At 37.7% G+C, this 21398-nt stretch carries 18 protein-coding genes; 12 read left to right on the top strand and 6 right to left on the bottom strand.

Annotated features, from left to right (window positions below):
• Positions 1-58: 58 nt before the first annotated feature.
• The gene (locus BM179_RS05380) at positions 59-1033 is read left to right on the top strand and encodes a UDP-glucuronic acid decarboxylase family protein (RefSeq protein WP_092013693.1); all 975 of its coding nucleotides are present in this window, start codon (positions 59-61) and stop codon (positions 1031-1033) included.
• Between the two features lie 73 nt (positions 1034-1106).
• Here BM179_RS05380 and BM179_RS05375 read toward each other — a convergent pair whose 3' ends face one another.
• Both BM179_RS05375 and BM179_RS05370 read right to left on the bottom strand, forming a co-directional pair.
• Entirely contained in the window at positions 1107-2525 is a 1419-nt protein-coding gene (locus BM179_RS05375) for a hypothetical protein (protein WP_092013345.1), read from the bottom strand.
• 236 nt (positions 2526-2761) lie between these two features.
• Complete coding sequence (locus BM179_RS05370; RefSeq protein ID WP_092013340.1) at positions 2762-6124, bottom strand: TonB-dependent receptor; 3363 nt, start codon at positions 6122-6124, stop codon at positions 2762-2764.
• Between the two features lie 501 nt (positions 6125-6625).
• On the opposite strand from BM179_RS05370, the gene BM179_RS05365 reads away from it, so the two are divergent.
• The 6 genes from BM179_RS05365 to BM179_RS05340 all read left to right on the top strand — a co-directional run bounded on the left by BM179_RS05365 (position 6626) and on the right by BM179_RS05340 (position 11251).
• Positions 6626-7396: an alpha/beta fold hydrolase gene (locus tag BM179_RS05365; RefSeq protein WP_092013336.1), complete on the top strand. Its 771-nt coding sequence runs from the start codon at positions 6626-6628 to the stop codon at positions 7394-7396.
• Positions 7397-7505: 109 nt separating this feature from the next.
• Entirely contained in the window at positions 7506-8210 is a 705-nt protein-coding gene (locus BM179_RS05360) for an SAM-dependent methyltransferase (protein ID WP_092013333.1), read from the top strand.
• Between the two features lie 127 nt (positions 8211-8337).
• Positions 8338-8979 (top strand): MBL fold metallo-hydrolase, encoded by a 642-nt coding sequence (locus tag BM179_RS05355; RefSeq protein ID WP_092013330.1) that lies wholly within the window; start codon positions 8338-8340, stop codon positions 8977-8979.
• A 96-nt stretch (positions 8980-9075) separates the two neighbouring features.
• A complete protein-coding gene (gene pssA / locus BM179_RS05350; RefSeq protein WP_229632900.1) occupies positions 9076-9774 on the top strand; it encodes a CDP-diacylglycerol--serine O-phosphatidyltransferase in 699 nt (232 codons plus the stop codon).
• 21 nt (positions 9775-9795) lie between these two features.
• On the top strand, positions 9796-10047 hold the full coding sequence (purS, locus tag BM179_RS05345; protein WP_092013324.1) for a phosphoribosylformylglycinamidine synthase subunit PurS: 252 nt from the start codon (positions 9796-9798) through the stop codon (positions 10045-10047).
• A 202-nt stretch (positions 10048-10249) separates the two neighbouring features.
• Positions 10250-11251 carry a beta-ketoacyl-ACP synthase III gene (locus BM179_RS05340; RefSeq protein WP_092013322.1) on the top strand — a complete coding sequence of 334 codons (1002 nt, stop codon included), beginning with the start codon at positions 10250-10252 and terminating at the stop codon, positions 11249-11251.
• A gap of 70 nt (positions 11252-11321) precedes the next feature.
• Here BM179_RS05340 and BM179_RS05335 read toward each other — a convergent pair whose 3' ends face one another.
• On the bottom strand, positions 11322-11678 hold the full coding sequence (locus tag BM179_RS05335; RefSeq protein WP_092013319.1) for a CoA-binding protein: 357 nt from the start codon (positions 11676-11678) through the stop codon (positions 11322-11324).
• A gap of 806 nt (positions 11679-12484) precedes the next feature.
• Between BM179_RS05335 and BM179_RS05330 the strand changes: the two genes are divergently transcribed.
• Positions 12485-13081, top strand: a complete 597-nt coding sequence (locus tag BM179_RS05330; protein ID WP_092013316.1) for an NUMOD4 domain-containing protein — start codon at positions 12485-12487, stop codon at positions 13079-13081.
• Between the two features lie 65 nt (positions 13082-13146).
• Here BM179_RS05330 and BM179_RS05325 read toward each other — a convergent pair whose 3' ends face one another.
• A complete protein-coding gene (locus BM179_RS05325; protein WP_092013313.1) occupies positions 13147-16881 on the bottom strand; it encodes a sensor histidine kinase in 3735 nt (1244 codons plus the stop codon).
• Between the two features lie 77 nt (positions 16882-16958).
• Between BM179_RS05325 and BM179_RS25550 the strand changes: the two genes are divergently transcribed.
• Positions 16959-17108 carry a hypothetical protein gene (locus tag BM179_RS25550; RefSeq protein ID WP_218159165.1) on the top strand — a complete coding sequence of 50 codons (150 nt, stop codon included), beginning with the start codon at positions 16959-16961 and terminating at the stop codon, positions 17106-17108.
• A gap of 67 nt (positions 17109-17175) precedes the next feature.
• Here the strand turns inward: BM179_RS25550 and metF are convergent, their stop codons facing one another.
• Complete coding sequence (gene metF, locus BM179_RS05320) at positions 17176-18129, bottom strand: methylenetetrahydrofolate reductase [NAD(P)H] (protein WP_092013310.1); 954 nt, start codon at positions 18127-18129, stop codon at positions 17176-17178.
• Positions 18130-18293: 164 nt separating this feature from the next.
• Positions 18294-18587, bottom strand: coding sequence for a hypothetical protein (locus BM179_RS05315; protein WP_092013307.1), 294 nt, complete (start codon positions 18585-18587; stop codon positions 18294-18296).
• A gap of 136 nt (positions 18588-18723) precedes the next feature.
• On the opposite strand from BM179_RS05315, the gene BM179_RS05310 reads away from it, so the two are divergent.
• The 3 genes from BM179_RS05310 to BM179_RS05300 all read left to right on the top strand — a co-directional run bounded on the left by BM179_RS05310 (position 18724) and on the right by BM179_RS05300 (position 21153).
• On the top strand, positions 18724-19473 hold the full coding sequence (locus tag BM179_RS05310) for a L,D-transpeptidase family protein (RefSeq protein ID WP_092013304.1): 750 nt from the start codon (positions 18724-18726) through the stop codon (positions 19471-19473).
• Between the two features lie 40 nt (positions 19474-19513).
• Positions 19514-20290 (top strand): RMD1 family protein, encoded by a 777-nt coding sequence (locus BM179_RS05305; RefSeq protein ID WP_092013691.1) that lies wholly within the window; start codon positions 19514-19516, stop codon positions 20288-20290.
• A 146-nt stretch (positions 20291-20436) separates the two neighbouring features.
• On the top strand, positions 20437-21153 hold the full coding sequence (locus BM179_RS05300) for a porin family protein (protein ID WP_143095155.1): 717 nt from the start codon (positions 20437-20439) through the stop codon (positions 21151-21153).
• Positions 21154-21398: the final 245 nt, after the last annotated feature.

The following is a 21398-nucleotide window of genomic DNA, read 5'->3' as shown; positions in this document are numbered from 1 at the left end:
CAATAGCTAAGTCCTTTCCGGCTTGCATGCCGGAAAAGGCTTACTAACAACAGATAAAATGAAAAGAGTATTAATAACCGGAGGTGCGGGTTTTTTAGGTTCGCATCTTTGCGACCGATTTATTAAGGAAGGATTCCATGTGATTGCCATGGACAACCTTATTACAGGTGATCTGAAAAATATTGAACACCTTTTCAAATTGCCGAATTTTGAATTTTATCACCATGATGTATCCAAATTCATCCATGTTCCCGGTGAATTGGACTATATCCTTCATTTCGCTTCACCAGCCTCTCCTATTGATTATCTGAAGATTCCAATCCAAACTTTGAAAGTTGGCTCTTTAGGTATCCACAATTGCCTGGGTCTGGCGAGAGTGAAAAATGCAAGGGTACTGATTGCCTCAACTTCTGAAGTTTACGGAGATCCGAATGTACATCCGCAACCGGAAGAATATTGGGGAAATGTGAACCCTGTAGGCCCTCGTGGTGTGTATGATGAAGCAAAACGTTTCCAGGAGGCTATGACTATGGCATACCATACTTATCATGGCTTAGAAACAAGAATTGTAAGAATCTTTAATACTTATGGCCCAAGAATGCGTCTGAATGACGGCCGTGTATTACCTGCTTTCATCGGACAGGCTTTACGTGGCGAAGACCTTACCATGTTTGGTGATGGTTCACAGACACGTTCATTCTGTTATGTAGCGGATTTGGTTGAAGGAATTTATCGTTTATTATTAAGCGATTATGCAAACCCTGTAAACATTGGTAATCCTGATGAAATCACCATCAAAGAATTTGGTGAGGAAATCATCAAATTAACCGGAACAGATCAGAAATTAATTTCATTGCCTTTACCAAAAGATGACCCTAAGCAACGCAAACCGGACATTACAAAGGCGAGAGAAATTCTGGGCTGGGAGCCTAAAGTTTCAAGAGCAGAAGGCTTGAAAATTACCTATGAATATTTCAAATCTCTTCCGAATGATGAGCTGTTTAAAATGGCAAATCACAGAGAGTTTAAATAAGTATAGATTTATCCATAAAAACGCCCTGATTCCGTTGAGAAATCAGGGCGTTTTTTTATTTCACAGGTTGGCTTTAATGAAGCGGAATAACGTTGTAAACAACCGATCCATTATTAAAAATAAATTCTAATCCGATACCTACGGTATTAAAAAAGGCATCGGTAGAGTTAAAAGTATAACTTCTGCTTTCAAAAGAGCTTAAAGACTCAAAGGGAGTCACCGAATTTAGATAGGAGTTACCACTCACAAATTTTGCTCTGATCTGGGAAATATTATTTACTATAGAAGGATTGACTGATAATACCGAACTAACAAAATTTGGTGCTACATCCAATGTAAAGTAATGATTGGTATATCCTAAAGGGTTACCTTCATGATCAAAATTATCATAATAATCCGTAATGGTATAAGGAATCGGATTTATATCGAAAACACCCCAGGGAATGGATTGCAGGGCATGATATGCAGGCGTATTGAAAGACTTTAAATAAACACTGAAGGAGGTTTTAGGAGAAGAAAGTGTAATTGTTCCCTGCTGAGTTGTTGAGCCGTTCAGCTTTATGTTATAACTGCTTCCGCTGTCTCCGCCTGAAAATCCTGAGACGGCATCGAATAAGGCTTCAAGAACGGTTGCCGCACTTGACAGACCTGCAAATGTCGATTCCGGTTTCTTAACGATTTTTGAAACAGGTTCAGAAGCTTTTGCTATAAAAGAAGTAATCGTTTTAACCCCTCCCCAGAAGCCAGGTTCTCCAACCTGTGGCTGAGCAGATCCGTCCAACTGAATACTTCCGGTAAGGCTGACTGAAGAATTTACGACTTCTGAGACATTCACATTTATTGAGGCAAAATCATCCATACTCGCTGAATATCCCTGCAAGTTAAACTCAGCAATCATCCATTGCTGTACTCCTGCATAAGTAAGAGCACTTTGAGTGAACTGATTATTCGCATTAGCTCCGGCCATATCAGGCACTGTACTCGCGAATTTAAACAGTTTCGGGTAACTCGCTGTAGTGGCAAAACTAAGCGTGATCTGCTGAAATGAAGAAAGAACATCATAGGTCCTTAATATTGCAACCCGGAGTACGCCACGATGTTTGTTATAAAGTAAAATAAATGGATAAGCATTGGCACCGGTTGGTGTCCCGAAGTCTCTGGCAACCAGCATCCAGCCCTGAGCCGGATACATATCTGCCTGACTGACATTCGTATTTCCGAATATTTTCTGTGTACCGTCTGTAAATGGATTTAAGGTTGACACAGAACCAATGGTACCGTTAGCGTTGTTGAAGTAAACATTCCAGGTTTGATTAGTCCAATCCCAGTTTGCATCTAAATTGGGATCCCCGGCAGGAAGAGTTCTTAAATTCGCTTTAGGGTTTTTAGGATTCTGAGGTGATGCAGATGTTACCTCTGTCAGTTCATTACTTGTTTTACATGAAACAACCAATGCCAGGAAAGCTAGTAAGTAATAGGTAGTTTTTTTCATTTTTTAATATGTTTGTAGATTAATAAATATTTACAAACGTAAAAATATGACTATAAATGACAAAAAAAAGAATTATATGTTAAATTAAATTTTATTGTCAAAAATCTGAAAAGGTCTGCTTTATTACTTACAGGATATCAAAAGTTCTCCGACATAAAAAATCTCCAAAGCCATAAAAGCAGAAAGAGCCTGCGGAAAACCGCAGACTCTTTCTGTTTCAGGCAATAAATCTGATATTAGTTGAAAATATAACGAACACCAAATTGTAACTGCCAGCGGTTAGACGCACCGAAGTTCTTTTGGAAAGAATCGGTTAAATCTCCACCATTTTGTTGTGGGAACTGGAATACTGGTTTTCCGGTTGCAGTTGCTCCGGTATTATCGTATCCGATAAAGTTGATCAAAGCAGAACGAACAGGTGATTGAGATAATCCCCAGTTAGAAGTAATATAGTTACCGGCATTGAATACATCTATTGTAAGTTGTAGTGTATTTGTTTTACCTCCTGTTTTGATATAGAAATCCTGAATTACTTTAAAGTCAAAGCTTGCAGCCCAAGGAAGTTCAGCACCGTTACGCTCAGCATACTGACCTCTGCGAGAGTTCAGATAGCTATCTTGTTTGATAAAATTATCAAGAGCTGTCCACTGCTGAGCAGCAGAATAAGTAACTACACCAGCTGAGTTTTTAATATCACGCAATAAGATATCGCTTTGGTCTTTTGGAATATAGATCAAGTCATTATTTCCTCCTGCACCATCACCGTTCATATCACCTGAATACACATAAGAGAAACGACCTGCCGGAGCTACAGAATAACTGAAACCTAAAGTAGTTGAAGCCAATTTAGAGTAATTGAACTTGTAAGAACCAAAAGCATTGATACGATTACTCTGAAGGAAGTTTGTATATGAAGTAGCATCTGAGTTAGGACTTCCTGAAACAGCACGGTCTCTCCACATTGACTGAGCAATAGAACCACCGTCATTTACTGAACGAGCGTCAGTATAAGTATATGAAAGACTTGCAAATAATCCGCTTTCAAAAGTTTTAGCAAGTGTTGCAGTCAAAGCATATGAATAACCATTGTTGGTATTTTTCATCAGGATCGCATCAGAGATATTTGGTTTATCTACTGTGTTTCCACCCTGAGCAGCAGGAATTGATCCGTAAATACGGTTATTGGTTGTACTTGGGAATCCGTTAGCACCTACATTGTAGTAAATAGGACGGGTATCTCCTCCGATCGCACTGATAGGGTTCGGAAGGTTTACGTTAGCCAGATAAACAGCATTAAGATCTTTTGTATATAAAGCTTCAGCAGTTGCCAACCAGCCATTTCCTAATTGCTTGTCAATTGCAAGGTTTGCACGGAAGATCTGAGGGAATTTGAAATTCTGATCAGTTACAGCAAGGTTGTAAGACGTTGGTTTTACATTTGCCGGATCAACCGGAGGACGGAAAGCATCCGGATTAGGATTGAATGGTCTGTTGGTCGGGTTTGTAATAGATTCTGAACCGAATAGTACACCATTGTTAGATAATTGGTTAGATAACCATACATATGGGATACGGCCAGAGAAAATACCGGCACCACCACGAATCTGAGTCTGCTTGTCATCCTTAACATCCCAGTTGAAACCAACACGTGGAGAGAATAACGTTGTGAAACCAGGGAAACGGTCTGTAGCTAACTTAACAGGTTGTCCGTTATCATTGAAAGTCAAAGCAGGAACATATTTGTTAGTATAACGCAAATCACTGTTATCGATAGGGAAAGTAACACCATCACCACGAAGACCTAAAGTCAATTTGAAACCGCTCTTAAGTGTAATTTCATCCTGAGCATACAAACTATACATTGTACCTTTCATTTCAGCAAACGGGAAGTAAGCGAAGTTTGAATACTGCTGACGATAAACCAATGCATTTGAAGTTCCGTTGTTAGCACTTGCATAGAAGTCATCAAATGACTTAAACTGATAACCTCCGTAATAGTTAGGAGCAAAACCGTTTACGAATGAGTTATTTTCATAAGCTGCACCGATTGTAAATACGTGCTTTCCTTTATAGATAGTAAGGTTGTCAGCAATTTGAAGGATATCAGAATCCAATTTGTTATTTGCCGTGAAAGGCTCATAACCGAAAGAAGCTGCAGATTGTCCGCTTCCGTTACCGATATCAACTGTTGGGAATGGAGTGTTATTTGCCGGAGATTCACGGAAGTCACGCATTTGCGTATAGTTTACCGTAAAGTTGTTGGAAACAGAGCTATTGAAAGTTGAGTTCAATTCAGCAATGTATGAATCCATGTTGTTATTAATCCGGTACAAGCTGGCCTGGAATGGAAGGTTCGTGTTCGACGGGTTACGACCATTCGCTAAAGCACCTGAGTTTGAAGGAGAAATATCAGCATAAGAACGTAAATTATTATATTTGAAGTTCAGTTTATGCTTATCAGAGATGTTCCAGTCAAGACGAATATTTACCTTTTGGCTATAAGTAAGTTTGTCATAATTTTCATAAGCACCCGGATCGTATTTATATTTTTCAATCAAAAATGCTCTTAATTTATCTAAATCTGAAGCTAGTACAGCTGAAGTATTTGAACCTGCACCCGGAGCAGCAGTTACACCCGGACGGTTAGCTACGAAGTTAGAGCCCGGATCAGTACGTTTCTCCTGCTCATAACTTACAAAGAAGAAAAGTTTGTTTTTAACAATTGCTCCACCTAATCTTCCACCAAACTGGCCGGTGCTGAAGTTACCGATCGGGCTTTCAACACTTCCTACTTTCTTACCTACAAGATCCTGGTTTTTGCCAAAATAGTATGCTGAACCTGATAATTCATTTGTACCGCTTTTTGTAACAATGTTAATGTTAGCACCGGTTGATAATCCCTGACGAACATCATAAGGAGCGATGTTTACAATAAACTGGTCAATTGCGTCAATTGAGATAGGAGAAGCAGAAGCCTGACCACCAATTGTACCGTTCAAACCGAAAGTGTTGTTAAAACTTGCACCATCCACAGCGATGTTATTGTACAAGTTGTTACGACCTGCAAAACTCAAACCGTTTGCACGTGGATCAAGACGGGCAAAATCACCTAATGAACGGTTATAAGTCGGTAATGTTCTGATCTGAGAGTTTCCTACTGTTGTAGCAGCTCCGGTACGACCAGAGTTAATTACAGAACTACGGGCAGCTACAACTTTAACTTCTTCAAGCTGAGTCTGAGCTGTCTCAAGTTTGAAATTCATGCGAAGTTCCTGAGAAAGCGTTAAAACGATACCTGTTTTAACATTCTCCTGAAAACCTACAAATGAGGCTGTAACCTTGTAAGGTCCGCCGACACGCATGTTAACAATGTTAAACTGGCCATTAGAACGGGTAGAAGCTCCGTAACGGGTTCCCGTAGGCTCATGAATGGCAATAATAGTTGCTCCGGGCAAAACATCGCCCTTTTCATCAACCACCACACCGGACAACGCTGCTGTGGTTGTACCCTGAGCAAAAATCTGCACATTCGAAAGCGTCATAAATAGGGCAAAAAATATCCCTAAAACAACCTTGTTAGTAAAGATTTGTTTCAACATAGTGAATTTGGAATTTAGTTAGAAATGAGTTTGGTTATTAATGATACAAATTAACACTTTTTTTTTAGTTTCAGCAAAACCATTAGCAGTATGAAATCGGGTAATACCGTAACTAATTACCATATTTATAAATTTAATTCAACAAAAAATTAAAATAAGTATAATTTATAAATGTTAAGAAATCATTAACAAGTGGTTTTAAAAATTTAAATACTGTTTACCTTAAAAATTAAACTTTTTCAAGAATGTTGGGGTTCACATGAGTCAATATACTCTATCTGTTTTATAGTCATTCCTCAGTAATCCGACTTTCCGCACAATCATATGAGTAGATAATCAAGGTTTGATATGATTAGAAATACTCAGAACCCGGAAGTGAAATAAATAGCCTATTTTTGTAAAATAATTCAGGCTTTGATGAAACCTTTCAGGTTTTCAGGCAATTTTCATATAAAACCGATATATTAAACCAGGTACCTGCCTGACAGGTTCAAATAATTTATGAAACTATTTTACAGACAAACCGGACAGGGCGGACAAAATCTGATTATCCTTCACGGTATCTTTGGTTCTTCCGATAACTGGCTTACAATTGGCAAAACTTTAGGTGAACAACATACCGTTTATATGCTGGATCAGCGAAATCATGGTCAGTCTCCCAGAAGTGATGTTTTTAACTACGAAGCCATGGCTTCTGACTTAAAGGAGTTTATTGAGGAGCATCATATAGAAAATCCTGTTATTATCGGCCATTCTATGGGTGGCAAAACTGTCATGCAGTTTGCCATGAATTATCCGGAAGCTTTTAGCAAAATGGTAGTGGTTGATATTGCTCCGAAATTTTATCCGGTACATCATGCCATGATTTTACAGGGTCTGAATGCTTTAGACCTTGAAAAACTTGCCAGCAGACAGGATGCTAACGAATTTATGAAACGCTTTGAAGAAAACGATGGTGTAAGACAGTTTCTGCTCAAAAACCTATGGAGAAATACCGCAACCGGAAAATTTGACTGGAGAATCAATGTGCCCGTTATCAGCAAAAATATAGACCTGGTTGGTCATGAATTAATGAACATCAAAGCCGTTCAACAACCTGTTTTATTTATCAGAGGAGGCGATTCGCATTATATTCAGCCGGAAGATGAAAGAACGATCTGGGAAATGTTTCCGAACTATGAACTGGAAACCATAGAAGGTGCCGGCCACTGGGTACAGGCGGATAAACCCCTGGAATTTGTGGAGGTTGTTTCAAAATTTATTAATTCCTGATAAAATTTCCAAAAATCAATCTTTCATTTTAAAACCTGTAAAAAACGTTTCCGTATGCAGCGTCTGATATTTCATGATTATTCAGACGTTAAGCATTCCTTTGTAACAGATGAAATTATTCCTGATCCCAACCACTCTTGCCAGTGAGACCGCTCAGACTGTGCTCTCTCCTCAGATCAAAGAGGTAATTGCTCATACTGACTATTATCTGGTAGAAAATGTCAGAACTGCCCGAAGATTTATCAGTGAATTAAAAACCGGAAAAGTGATTGATGAATTGACTTTTGAAATCCTCGATAAGGATTCAAAGCCGGAAGACATTCAAAAAACTTTAAAAAACTGGCAGAAATCAGGAAAGGACATTGGCATTATGTCTGAAGCAGGATGTCCCGGTGTAGCAGATCCCGGAGCTGTGGCGGTAAAAATTGCCCATCAGCTGGGCATACAGGTTGTTCCGCTTGTCGGGCCTTCTTCGATATTACTCGGTTTAATGGCTTCCGGGTTTTCAGGACAATCTTTTGCTTTTCATGGCTATTTGTCTATTGATAAAAACAGTCGTGCAAAACAAATTCTTCAACTGGAAAAAGAAGCTTCACAAAAACAGCAGACACAGATCTTCATGGAGACACCGTTCCGGAATAATCAGTTTCTGGAAGACCTCTTAACGATATGTGCAGGCAGCACTTTTCTTTGTATTGCTGCTAATGTCACAGCAGCAGATGAGTTCATTCAGACCAAAACCATTGCTGAATGGAGAAAAGTAAAACCTGATCTTCATAAAAAGCCCACAATGTTTCTGTTATCGGTTTCCTGAAAATAAAATATCCAAAATTCCAGGATTTCACGATCGCGATAATCAGGATTGGTCTGTAATTCGTTTTCATGAATTGCAGAATTATCCTCATATTTGCAGACGAATAACTCTCCGGTTCTGAACAATTATGCTCCAGATTCATACATTTACATTCAATCCTTTCCAGGAAAACACTTATGTCGTATCAGACGAAACACGGGAATGTGTCATCATCGACCCGGGTTGCCACAATTACGAGGAAAGAAAAATCCTGAAGGATTTCATTGATAATCAAAACTTTAAAGTCACCCATCTTCTCAACACCCATGCTCATATTGATCATGTATTGGGGAATGAATTCGTAAAAAGAAATTTCGGTGTAAAACTTTATCTTCATAAAAACGATATTCCTTTACTTCAGAATGCTGCCGGCAGAGCAGAATATTTTGGTTTTCCGGCTTACGAAGGTTCAGAAGTTGATGTATTTTTAGAAGAAGGAGATGTTATTAAATTCGGCAATTCAACCTTAGATGTTCTTTTCGTGCCGGGGCATGCACCCGGTCATGTGGCATTTGTGAATACAGAACAAAAAATCTGTCTGAGCGGAGATGTTCTGTTCAGAGGAAGCGTCGGAAGAACTGATTTGCCCTTGTGCAATTTTGATGATTTAATGAACAGTATCCGAACTAAACTTTATACCCTTGAGGATGATACAGTAGTATATCCAGGTCATGGAGGCCCAACCAAAATTGGCATAGAAAAAAGAACTAATCCATATTGCAGACTTTAAGATCAGAAATTCTCTGACGTACTTGCGCTGATTTCATCATTAAATCCTTTATAACTCACCGATTACATGAATATTGCGAAACATCTACCTAACACAATGACCTGTACGCATTTACTTTGCGGCTGTTTTGGTATTTTAAATGTTTTTGAAGGGAATCTTGTGCTGGCCTCCGTCTTATTGGTAATTGGCGGAGTATTGGATTTCTTTGATGGTTTTGTGGCCCGCCTGCTTCATGTTTCTTCCCCCATGGGAAAAGAACTGGACTCTATTGCCGATATGGTAACTTTTGGAGCACTTCCGGCTTTTATGATGTTAAATCTTCTGGAAAGCAGCTGTTCCGGACTCTGTTCTACCGGACTATTTGGTTTTCACAAACCTTATATCGCCTTTATGTTAGCAGTGTTTTCGGCCCTTCGCCTTGCCAAATTTAATGTAGATACACGACAGACTTCTTCTTTTATCGGAGTTCCTACTCCTGCCAATGCCCTGGTAATAGCATCTCTTCCTTTGATTGAATTGTATCAGCCAGAGTATAAAGAATACATCATGAATTTTAATGTACTGCTGGTCTATACCGTTGTCATGTCTTATCTGATGGTTTCAGAATTGCCCTTATTTGCTCTAAAATTCAAGACTTTTGGCTGGAAAGACAATCAAATTAAATATATTTTCCTGATTACTTCGGTTTTACTGCTGATTTTGCTGAAATTTGTAGCTATTCCGCTGATCATCTTCCTGTATATTGTTTTTTCAGTCTTCGGGAATCTGACAAAAAAGAAGATTACAGATAATTAATAACTATAATTAATACCAACAATGAAATTCGTAGCCGAAATCAATGTAATGCCCCAGAAAGAAATCCTTGATCCTCAAGGAAAAGCCGTTAAACTCGGACTTCACAACTTAGGCATTGACAGTGTGGATAACGTAAGAATCGGTAAACACATTACCCTTGAAGTAGAAGCAGAAAGCCAAAAGGCTGCCGAAGAACAAGTAGAAATTGCCTGCAAAAAGTTATTGGCAAATATTATTATGGAAGAATTCTCTTTCGTAGTAACAGCTGTTTAATTTTTTTATTTCATAAAAAGGTAAAGGTTTCTGTGTTAATTACTGAAACTTTTACCTTTTTTCGTTACCGCCTCTCCCCCTGCTATTTCCCCGTAAATGATTTCCAGCGCAGAGTTCAGATCTGCTTTTTGAGCTTAAACATTAAATCATCCAACAATTCCCGAAATTGTTATACTTTTGTGTTTGAAACAAGAACCGGATTATGACTTATTCAAAAATTACAGGCGTAGGACATTATGTGCCTGAGAATATTATTACCAATCAGTATTTGGAAACGTTAATGGATACCAATGATGCCTGGATTACCGAACGTACAGGGATTAAAGAACGGAGGTATTTCACACATGGAAAAGATACCAATGCTTCCATGGCAACAGAGGCTTCTAAAATAGCTATCCAAAGAGCAGGAATTGAGCCAAAGGATATTGATTTCATCGTTTACGCCACAATTACCCCCGATTACTATTTCCCGGGTCCTGGTTTCGTGTTGCAAAGAACACTTGGTTTACAGAATGTTGGTGTACTGGATATCAGAGATCAATGCTCCGGTTTTATCTATGCGCTTTCTGCAGCAGATCAGTTTATCCGTTCAGGAATGTATAAAAATATTCTGGTAATCGGTTCTGAAATTCAATCTACTTTCCTGAATCATTCTACAGAAGGCAGAGGTGTTGCCGTAATTTTCGGTGATGGTGCCGGAGCTGTGGTTATGCAGGCAAGTAATGATGAAAACCACAGAGTTTTATCAACCCATCTTCATGCTGACGGAACTTTTGCTGAAGATTTATATGTAAAAGATCCCGGAAGCAGCAGAGCCGATAAATTTTATAATGATCTGATTGCCGAGCCTTCAAACGGTGAAGTGATTATGAATGGCAATATGGTTTTTAAACATGCAGTCATACGCTTTCCGGAGGTTATTAAAGAAGCTTTAGATGCCAATCAGTTATCAGCTGAGGATATTGATCTTTTAGTCCCTCATCAGGCTAATCTGAGAATTTCAGAATATGTACGCCAGCAAATGGGTTTGCCGGAGGAGAAAGTAATGAATAACATCCAGAAATACGGAAATACCACAGCAGCCTCTATCCCGATTGCACTTTCGGAAGCCTGGGAAACAGGGAGGGTAAAACCAGGTCATTTAATCTGTCTGGCGGCCTTTGGAAGTGGTTTTACCTGGGGATCAGCCTTAATTAAATGGTAAAAATTTATCAATCAAACGCCTGATCATTCTGAACATCTGATCAGGCGTTTTCATTTTCTATTGTACTTAATTAAAATTGTCCGGTCGACAATAACACCAGTGTACAAGCCTCTTCTGAAAAAATACCCTTTTCCTGCGCCAGTTCTTCAAATTCTTCATTTTCGGCTCCCGGATTGAAGATAATTCTTCTTGGATTTAAGGATAAAATATAATCATACAAAGCAGGCTGATGTCTGGGGCCGACGTACATCGTAACGGTATCTATATCCTTAAACTGAGGATGATCTGTCTGAATAGAATGTCCTGCTATTTCTCCCTGTTTTGTCCCTATTAATTCAATTTCATGATTATGCGCCAATAACATATTAGCGGCCTTAAAAGAGTATCTTTCCGGATTGGCTGATGCTCCGATTACCAAAGTTTTCATAGTATTTCCTTAAATCGAATTAACATTAATCTTTCATTTCAACAAATTATTATCCATTTTCAGTTCAGTTTTTGGCCATTTCATATAATTTAATACATTTGGTATATCGTTTTTATTTCTTTCCTCCTTAACTTGCATCGTATATAGGACTAAGTTTTGAAAACCATAAATTGTCAGATTTGAGGTGTACCTGTAAACGAATTGTACATTGTTATCTATACCTGAAAGATACCGGATATATTCTGAGAAGAAATACATGATTTTTTCATTATTTACGGAAAAAGTATAACCCTTAAGAATATATTTTTATTTTGCATTTAAAGAAAAAATAAAGAAAGAACGCACGTTTATGTTAATCTTGTCGTTTCTTAATTAAACCTTTTCTCCATAATCACCTCCAAAGTATTATCATTTAATGAAATAGCTTGATTTTACACTTAATATCTATTGAACCCGCAAACACACCCATGAAATTTTAGTTAATGGTATAATATTATGTCTGAATTATCCATTAATTAATCTGAAGGAGTTGGAAGGAAAGATAAAATCCGGACGGGTTTAATTTAAATCCGGGTCCATATTAATTATTTAGTACCGTTATTTAATTGTTAACCACCAACTTAAATAATCCATAGAATATATTTTCTTTTTTACTGATGCCTAACCCCGGAAAATTATCCTTCCGTAAAAGCTAATAGTATTTCAAGAAATTTTTAAACAATAGTGACCTTTTTTCAATTAATCCAATTACCAATTATTTTGTCAATAAAGGTATATTCTAAAGTCACTACTAAACATTGACGCGCATGACAGAGAGAAAGTCCACAAGTAAAATCAACAAAATCAGTAGTTTCTGGAATGAAAAATGGGTAGAAATCCCTTTTAAAGAAGTAGAGAATCCTCCTCACTATCAAGTTTCAAATTATGGACGTTTGAAGAGTTTCCAGAACGATACTATCAATGGAGATATTATTGGAGGCTCAAAAATACAAGGATATAAATCTTTGAATATCAGAGCAAAAGGTAATAAATCCCTAAATCGCTATGTACATAAACTGGTGGCTGAATTCTTTTTGAAGAAAGATTCTGATGAGAAAAAGTTTGTTATCCACCTCGACCATGATAAGCTAAATAATCACTGGGAAAATCTGAAATGGGTTTCCCGTGATGAAATGACCATCCATAACCGGGAAAATCCTGCGGTAAAAGATAAGGTTATTCCTCGCCGGACCAAAAATTATAAGCTCACCGAAAGCAAGGTAATTATGATTAAAAAGATGCTGAAATCTGATAAAAACCGCTTGAAAATGATAGCGAAACAGTTCGGCATTACTCATACCCAGCTAAACAGAATCCGTTCAGGAGAAAACTGGGGACATGTGAAGCTGGATGAAGACAAATAATCAGGTACGTTAAAAACAGGTGTTGGTTATCGGCTAAAATAGCATGGATAGCCAACACCTGTTTATTATGCCAACGGCAGACTCAGGAAGAATGTTGTTCCTGAGCCGGCATCTGATTCAAACCATATACTGCCATTTGCATGGTCTATTACTCTTTTGGCCAAAGCAAGTCCTACGCCCGATCCTCCCTCCTTGGTACTGAAGTTTAACAGGAAAATCTTATTTCTGATTTCAGGAGAAATCCCCATTCCATTATCCGAGATGGAAAACGTAACACTTTCAGGTCCTTTTTCAAGTCCTATTCTGATAACAGGTCTTACATCTTTCGATACTGCCTGTATTGCATTGATAATCAGATTTGAAACAATACTTCCGGTAAGCTGGCGATCCCCGCGCACCCAAACCTCTCTGGGACTGATTTCTGCCTTCATTGTAATATTTCGATTCTCCGCATAAAGGTTTACAACTTTCGTAACTACCTGAGAAAAATCAAATCGTTCGTTTTTAGGCACAGGCATTTTGGCAAAATCTGAAAAAGAATTCGCTATATAAGAAATGTTATCAATCTGTTCTATCAATGAAGCAAACTGCTTATTAACAGCCGGATTAATCCCGATATTCTCATTCGATAATTTTCTTTGCAGAAGCTGCAAAGATAACTTCATCGGAGTCAGCGGATTCTTAATTTCATGCGCAACCTGTTTTGCCATTTCCTGCCAGGCTGATTGCATATTCGACTCAGATAATGCTCTTTTAGATTCCTCCAGTTTTACCAGCATCTGATTATAGGCATTAATCAAAACCCCGATTTCATCATCCGATTTCCATTTGAGAGGGTCATTCGGCTTTTCCAGGTTGATTTTCTTGATTTTATTGGTAATCAGTCGCAATGGTACAGTCAATACGTTTGATGCAAAATAAGAGACCACCATCAATATGAGGAAAATTGAAGTAAAGGTATTAAGCATAGAGCCAACTACTGCAACTACCTCTTTCTCAAAAGAAGCCTTGGCATTATAAAAGGGAACACTGATTACACCCATCAGTTTTCCTTCCGTGGATTTCATTCCGATATAAGACGTGGTAAACTTCAGGTTTCCCAGCATTTCCGGCAGGGTCTTTTTCCGCTCTTTTTCTTCAATAATACTGATATAGGCATCCTGATTCAGAAAAGTGGAAAGAACCCCTGTTTCATAGGAAAACAATTTGTTTGAGACCAATAGCCGGCCAGTGGTATCAAACACACTGATGTCTTTCTCAGATTTGTTGGCGATTGTTTTTAAAGTATCGCTCAAATACTGCCTACTCATTTTTCCTTTGGAATACCTGTCAAGCGCGGGAAGAAAACTGATACTTACATTTTCAGTCTGACTTAAAAAGGATTGCTGCTGGCTTTCAGACAATTTAGACCCAATAATTGTTACTGTAATAGCAACGACCAGAATCAGCGGAAGCAAAAAGGCCAGGTTGAGAAAGATCTGAATCTTTGTAGCAAAATTCACATTCATCTTAGAATATCCGTATCTGACAGCGTACATCAGCACTATCGCAATAATGGTAATTACTAAAATGAGGAATAAAAACGAGAAATTTGAATAGATACTTGACGGACTTAACTCGGGAGAAGAAACAATGATTTTCCGACCGTTTTTCCCTTCTACCCCAACGTGTTTAAATCCCGATAAAATGATTCCCTTTTCATACAATAAAGGATTATAAACCTGAGCAATAGGAATTTTCCTCTCATAGTTAAACCCTTCTCCTCCTATGGTTTTAATTCTTCCATTCTGATACACCGCATAGCTGTATTCAGAAACCCCGAACTGACTAAGCTGGGGATCTCCTCCCGATAATTCTCCTGATGAATTACTGTCTCTCAGCTTCAGATTCAGGATTACGTATCCCAGTATTTTTCCGGATTTCCGGGAAATTTTAATAAAATCTATATATTCCTTCAGGAAACTATTGCCCGGTTCGTTGATGAAAAATAAGTCTGCATTTGAAGTTTTAAAAACCGGATCACGGTATTTTTCTTCGAAATTCTGATAATTAAGTGAACTGGTAAGATTATCCAACGACACCCCTGAGGCATCAAAAGCAGAAATTTCTATGTCGTAATAGTCGAAGTAATTTCCCAGATATTCTCTTTTGATTCTGTTCTGGATCTGTTCTCTGGGCAGAAAATCAGATTGAAGAATATTGGCAATCAGTGAATCACTCTTAATCTGGGTATTGATTTTACTGAGTAAAAACTCCCCTATCTCATCATTTTCGGCAAGGTACTTCCTTCCGACCTGCTGTTTCTGGGTAAAATCTCTTCTTATTGCCTGATTATATACAACATAGGTTGCCAGAGCAGTACAGAACAATGCCCCTATAAAAAAGTAAATAGAGGTCTGATATCGGAATTTGTACAGTAATCTCGGGAATTTAAAAAGATATATCAGCAGGAAATAAACAGCATTCAGGGCAAAAACATTGATAGTATCGGGATAAAAGAAGTAAAAAAAGATAAATGACAATAATGATCCGAAAGCAAATAATCCAAGCCCCAACGCTTTGGAACGATTAAGTTTTATAAAAATATTCGTCAGAAAATGGTTTGCCAGAAAGAAAATCAGCGATATAAGGATAAAAGTAGTCAGCGAATATATTTTCAGAGGTCTCTCCCAGAAATCAATACTCAACGACAGATCAAGGATGTACTGTGATTTAACATAAATATTAATCAGCTGACTGTAAGACCATTGAAAAGTAATATAACTGGCAATAACTATCCCGGTTGAAATGATAGCCTGAAATGCTTTGGGAAGTTTAAACAATCCGTTGTAGCTCTTCATCATAAAGAAATGATTGACCAGATAAATAAGCGCAATCAGGACAAATACCAGATTCAGCATCAAATCTCCAAGCGATGGCGAGACGATTGAAGCCGCATAAAATTTCGGATTAAACAAATTGGACTCTGTAAAAATAAACGGAATGGTATTATACAGCATTCCTGCCCGCAGAATGGTGAGATAGGAAACCAGCAGAATAAAAGCCTCTTCATATTTCCTTTTACTGTTCAGAAACCAGACCCAACCTGAGAAATAGATAATCAGAAATGTCATACTAAACAGGGCAAGCCAGATTACATTAATGGGTAATGCCTCATTTTTCAGTAAACCCGGTTTGGGCGGCACCACGGAGAAAAGAAATTCCTTCGAGGCGGAATACATATTCAAATGAGAAGCCGCAGCCTGGGAAATGTCAATTTTCTGCGGATCTATCGAAAAAACCCTGGGATTAAAGCCTGATTTCAGATGAACATATTCCGATTCATATTGTCTGTATAAATTAATGAATGAAAAAATTTCTATTGCCCCCATTCCGGTGGTAAAAGACCGCCTGTTTACCAGAAATAATCCTTCCGACCAGTCAAAACCTTTAATTGAATAATTTCCTGCAATCTGATTATAAGCAGGTACAAAATGATAGTCAGACCAGAAAAGTAATTGCCCGTTCTTAAAAATGAAATAAGGATGAGAAGTCTGGATTTTGAGATGATAAAAGGAAGTATCCGCAGATTTTGTCAATAAATCCTGTACAGCCATGAGGTCTTTTGACGATTCAAGTACTTCATCCTGGATTTTTGACTGAACCCCAAACAAATATTTATCTTCTGTCGCACTTAATGAGCTTTTATCCCGCACCAGGTAAAAAACACATGCCAGTCCCAGGGTTAAAAAAGCTAAAATGAGAAAGATATGTTTTTTAATAAAAAGCACTTCAAAAATGGATGTAATCCTTTGATTCATAGGCAATTTTATTCAGGAAGAATGTATAAAAACCGATTAGTCCGGTCAATAAACAGCTATATCTTATGTGACAATCTATGATTTTAAAAATCCGGAGTAATTTACTTACTACCAGTTTTACATCCGGCGATGTTCATAATTTAAGGGAGGCATTAATCAGACTACTTTCCGGCAAATTAATGGAATTTATCGAAATTCCTGTTAAAATGGCTTATTCTTTGAAGTAAAAGCTCCTTTTCAAACAAAAAATCCCGATGAATTGTCAACGGGATCTGAAGTTATATTTATCTCATTCTAGAAGATACCTTCTGCAATAGCTCTGATATTATCTGACTTACCCATTGTATAAAAATGGAGAATCGGTGCACCAAATTCAATAAGTTCTTTACATTGCTTGATTCCCCACTCTATTCCTACCTGTTTTACGTCTTTATCAGTTTTACAATCCATGGCTGCATTTACAAGATCCTCAGGCATATCCAGATGGAAAATTCTCGGTAAAACTGTCAATTGTTTTTTAGTAGTAAGTGGTTTTAAACCCGGAATAATCGGTACGGTAATACCTTCTGCGCGACATTTATTAACAAAATCAAAATATTTCTGATTATCGAAAAACATCTGTGTTACAATATAATCTGCTCCTAACTCAATCTTTTGCTTTAAGTAAGTAAAATCAGTAGAGAAATTAGGGGCTTCAAAATGCTTTTCAGGATATCCGGCTACCCCGATACAGAAATTGGTAGGAAATGATTCTGTTTCTTCATGTAACAAAATACCTTTATTCATATTCACAACCTGTTCCACCAAATCGCTGGCATAGGCATGTCCTCCCTTTTCAGGCGTAAAAGCAGCAGCACCTTTGATAGGATCTCCTCTTAATACCAATACATTTTCAATGCCAAGATAATGCAAATCGAAAAGAAAATCTTCTGTTTCCTCCTTGGTAAAACCTCCGCAAATAACGTGCGGAACGGCATCAACTTTATAACGCTGCATCAAAGAAGAACAAATACCTACTGTTCCGGGGCGCTTTCTGGTCGGAATTTTTGTAACTCTTCCATCTACAACTTTTTCTATATATTCCTCTCTGTGATAAGTTACTTCAATAAAAGGAGGCTTAAATTCCATCAAAGGATCGATATTATTCATCAAATTCTGAATACTTTCGCCTTTAACCGGAGGGATTATTTCAATTGAGAAAAGCGTTTTGCCTTTTGCTTTTTCAATATACTGCGTAATTTTAGTCATTCTTTCTGATCAGGTTCAGGGTTTTAAACCCGGGGTATTTAAGAGTACTGAAAGTCTTTTTTCCAGGCAAAAATCATTCTAAAACTATCATTTATGCCGGAATTGTCAACTTTCGTTCAATTAGGTTTACTTCAAAATATTTTGGCAAAGATACCGGAAAAAATTCAGTTCTTTAAAAATAGAATCGCTAAACTCTCCCATTCCTGCTCCAATGATACAGAAGGCATAGTTTTGCCTGCTCTTGTATACCAGTAATTAGCATTATACCGGTCTCCTTCCTTCCTGTGCAGATAAGCATGCAGATGGTCGTAAGAGGGTGTACCTTCTCTTGTCTGGGCGATATCATGCGCAGACTCCCAATCTCCTTTTGCGTCATACCAAAGTGCCCGGGGTAAATCCGTTAATTCTTCCGGAGGATAATCTAAGACAAGGCTTGTCTTTAGTTCTGAGAGATTCATATTTGTAAGAATTTGCTTAAGTTGGTTATTCAAAGATAAAACATAAACCAAAAAACTTCCGCTAAAAACTTCCTAACAATACCCCAAAACCTTATCTTTATAGAAGAAAACCAGAACAGAGCCTCCTCAAAACTTTATGAAAACGCTACTTTTACCCATTATTTTACTTCTCTTCAGTTTTACAGCATTGGAAGATTTTTACCAGAAACAACTCAGTTTTCCTCGTGTTCAGCATGCTCTTCATGAAAAAGGAGCTTACGTGAAACAATTACTTATTTCCGGAAATATTAACCCGGAAAAATTCGACATTTTCCTCAGAGCTTTCAAGAAAGAAAAAACGCTGGAAGTATGGGCAAAAAATAAGGGAAATGCTTCTTTTATACATCTGAAAGACTACGATTTCTGTGAAAGTTCAGGGAAACCCGGCCCTAAAAGACGTTCAGGTGATTTGCAGACGCCTGAAGGGTTTTATAAAATAGACGCTTTTAATCCAACCAGTGAGTTTTACTTGTCCTTCAGAGTCAATTATCCCAATCAGTCCGATCTGAAGTTTGCCGATTCTGAAAACCCGGGCGGTGATATTTATATCCATGGAAAATGCGTAACGGTTGGCTGCATTCCTCTCGGAGATGATGCAATCATGGAACTATACCTGCTGGTTATCAAAGCAAAGGCCGGAGGACAAGACATTCCTGTACACATTTTTCCGGCAAAATTATCAGATCAGAATTTCGCTTCTTTGAAAAATGAGTATGCTGGTCAGCCACAGCTTACGGAATTCTGGTCATGGCTAAAGCCCGGGCATGATTTTTTTGAGAAGTATCATAGAATTCCTGAAATTGTCATCGACCAAAAAGGCAGATACCTTGTCAAAAACAGCAGATAACTTAACTAAAGATCTTAACCATTATTTAAAAAATAATCCGATGAAAATTGAAGCTTTTCAGGTTTCTGAAGTTTTTAACTTAAAAAAATTTAGGAATGAATATACCAACCAACCGCTCATTGCTAATAATTCAGAACTTTTTTACCGGAATGAAGAAGGTAATTTCTTCTATTTATTCAGCTATGGTGTGGTGGTTTTTGCAGGATTTAATGACTTACAAAAGAGCGAATTAATCAAATATTCCAAAAATTTTGCTGAAAAGGAGGTTGATGGAAAGTATTTTGATGATTTTACGGTAAACATTGACCCATTGGTATCTCTGAATATCGGGTATGATTCCATTACAATTGCAGAACTTACCGACAATATTATTCAGATTATTATGCTCAATGTCGGGCAATCTGTAGCATTAGATTATTACGAGGCACTCAGTCTTGAAATTTTCACTAATTCAAAGAAATTAACTGAGGAACTGGAGGCAGTTGGTACACTGAGAAGTTCCAAAAAAGATCTTTTGAAATTTATCGGGAGAACCTTAAATATTAAAAACAGTATCATCGATAACCTGTATATTTTCGATGCTCCGGATATTGTATGGGAAAATGAATTGCTGGAGCGCATTGATAAAGGATTGAAGAAAAATCTGGATTTGAAAATGCGGTATCAGGATATTGATTACAAATTAAAAATCATCCAGGAAAACCTTACTCTTTTTACAGACCTGCTTCAAAACCGGGAAAGTACACGTTTAGAATGGATTATCATTATTCTGATCTTAATTGAGGTTTTTGATATCATTATTAAGAAAATCATTTAAATCAGCGGCATTTAGCGAACTAAATCTGTATTTTCTCAAAAGTGCCCGAATTTGAATACTGCTTAGCCGAAAGCCGGGGAAACAGCCTTCTTTCTGTAAACCTTTTAAAAACTTCAGGGTTAAGTACAAACAAACCAGTAATCCTTATGAGAAATCTGTTATTTGCGATTTTACTATCAAGTCCCATTATAGCTCATTCAGAACCTATAGAACGGAATGAGAAAATATTTCCCCATATCTCTACATTTTCAAATAAGCAGACTTCTGACTCCGGCACTACGGTAAATCAAAAACTTCCTTTTATTCAATTCGGATATTTATTCGGGCCGGATTTGGTAAAACTACGGGTAGATAAACAGGATATTATCGGAAAAAGCTTTTCTGAAACCAGTACAACATTAGGCTTTCACTTTGGCTTTCTGACAAGATTTAACCTTTCAAGACATTTTTACCTGCTTCCTCAGGTATCCCTTTCTTTCCAGACAAACCATGTTTATTATGATAATGGTACGATAAGTGTCAAAGAAGACTTTGCTCCGCTGACCCTTGAAGTCCCGATCCATATTGTCTATAAAATCCTACCCGGCAGAAAGTTTACGCCTGCCTTTCATCTGGGAGCCAGATATATTGCAGATGTATCTAAAAAACGGGAAAGTATTTTAACAGTAAAGCCCGGAACATGGGCTGCTGAAGCAGGAGCAGGATTTGAATTTAAGATTGGAAAAAAAATTACACTTATGCCTCAATTCGGGGTAAGTTTAAGTCTGGATAACCTGATCGAGCAAGCAAATACAGGAGGAATAGATGGCGTTATTCAAAGCATAGGCCGTCAAAAGTTTGAACTTCGCTTTTTGTTCTTCTGATCATCCCGGATATAAAAATTCAGGACAATTGCCGGATCTGATATTTTGAGAGGACGGAGATATAATCCTCTAAGCAAGAAAGCTGATCAGATTTACATCCACAATTTTTTATACTAAAAAGAGGTGTCGGATAAGATCTGATTTAATCAGCTCTTATTCAACACCTCTTTTGTTCTGGTCTTTTTTTATTACGCTTCTGAATAATTTTAGAAGACCTGACCTGAAAATCTTTATTTCAAAAGTCT

Source organism: Pseudarcicella hirudinis (assembly GCF_900115665.1).
Classification (GTDB): Bacteria; Bacteroidota; Bacteroidia; order Cytophagales; family Spirosomataceae; genus Pseudarcicella; species Pseudarcicella hirudinis.
This window is presented reverse-complemented; position numbering and strand designations above follow the sequence as displayed.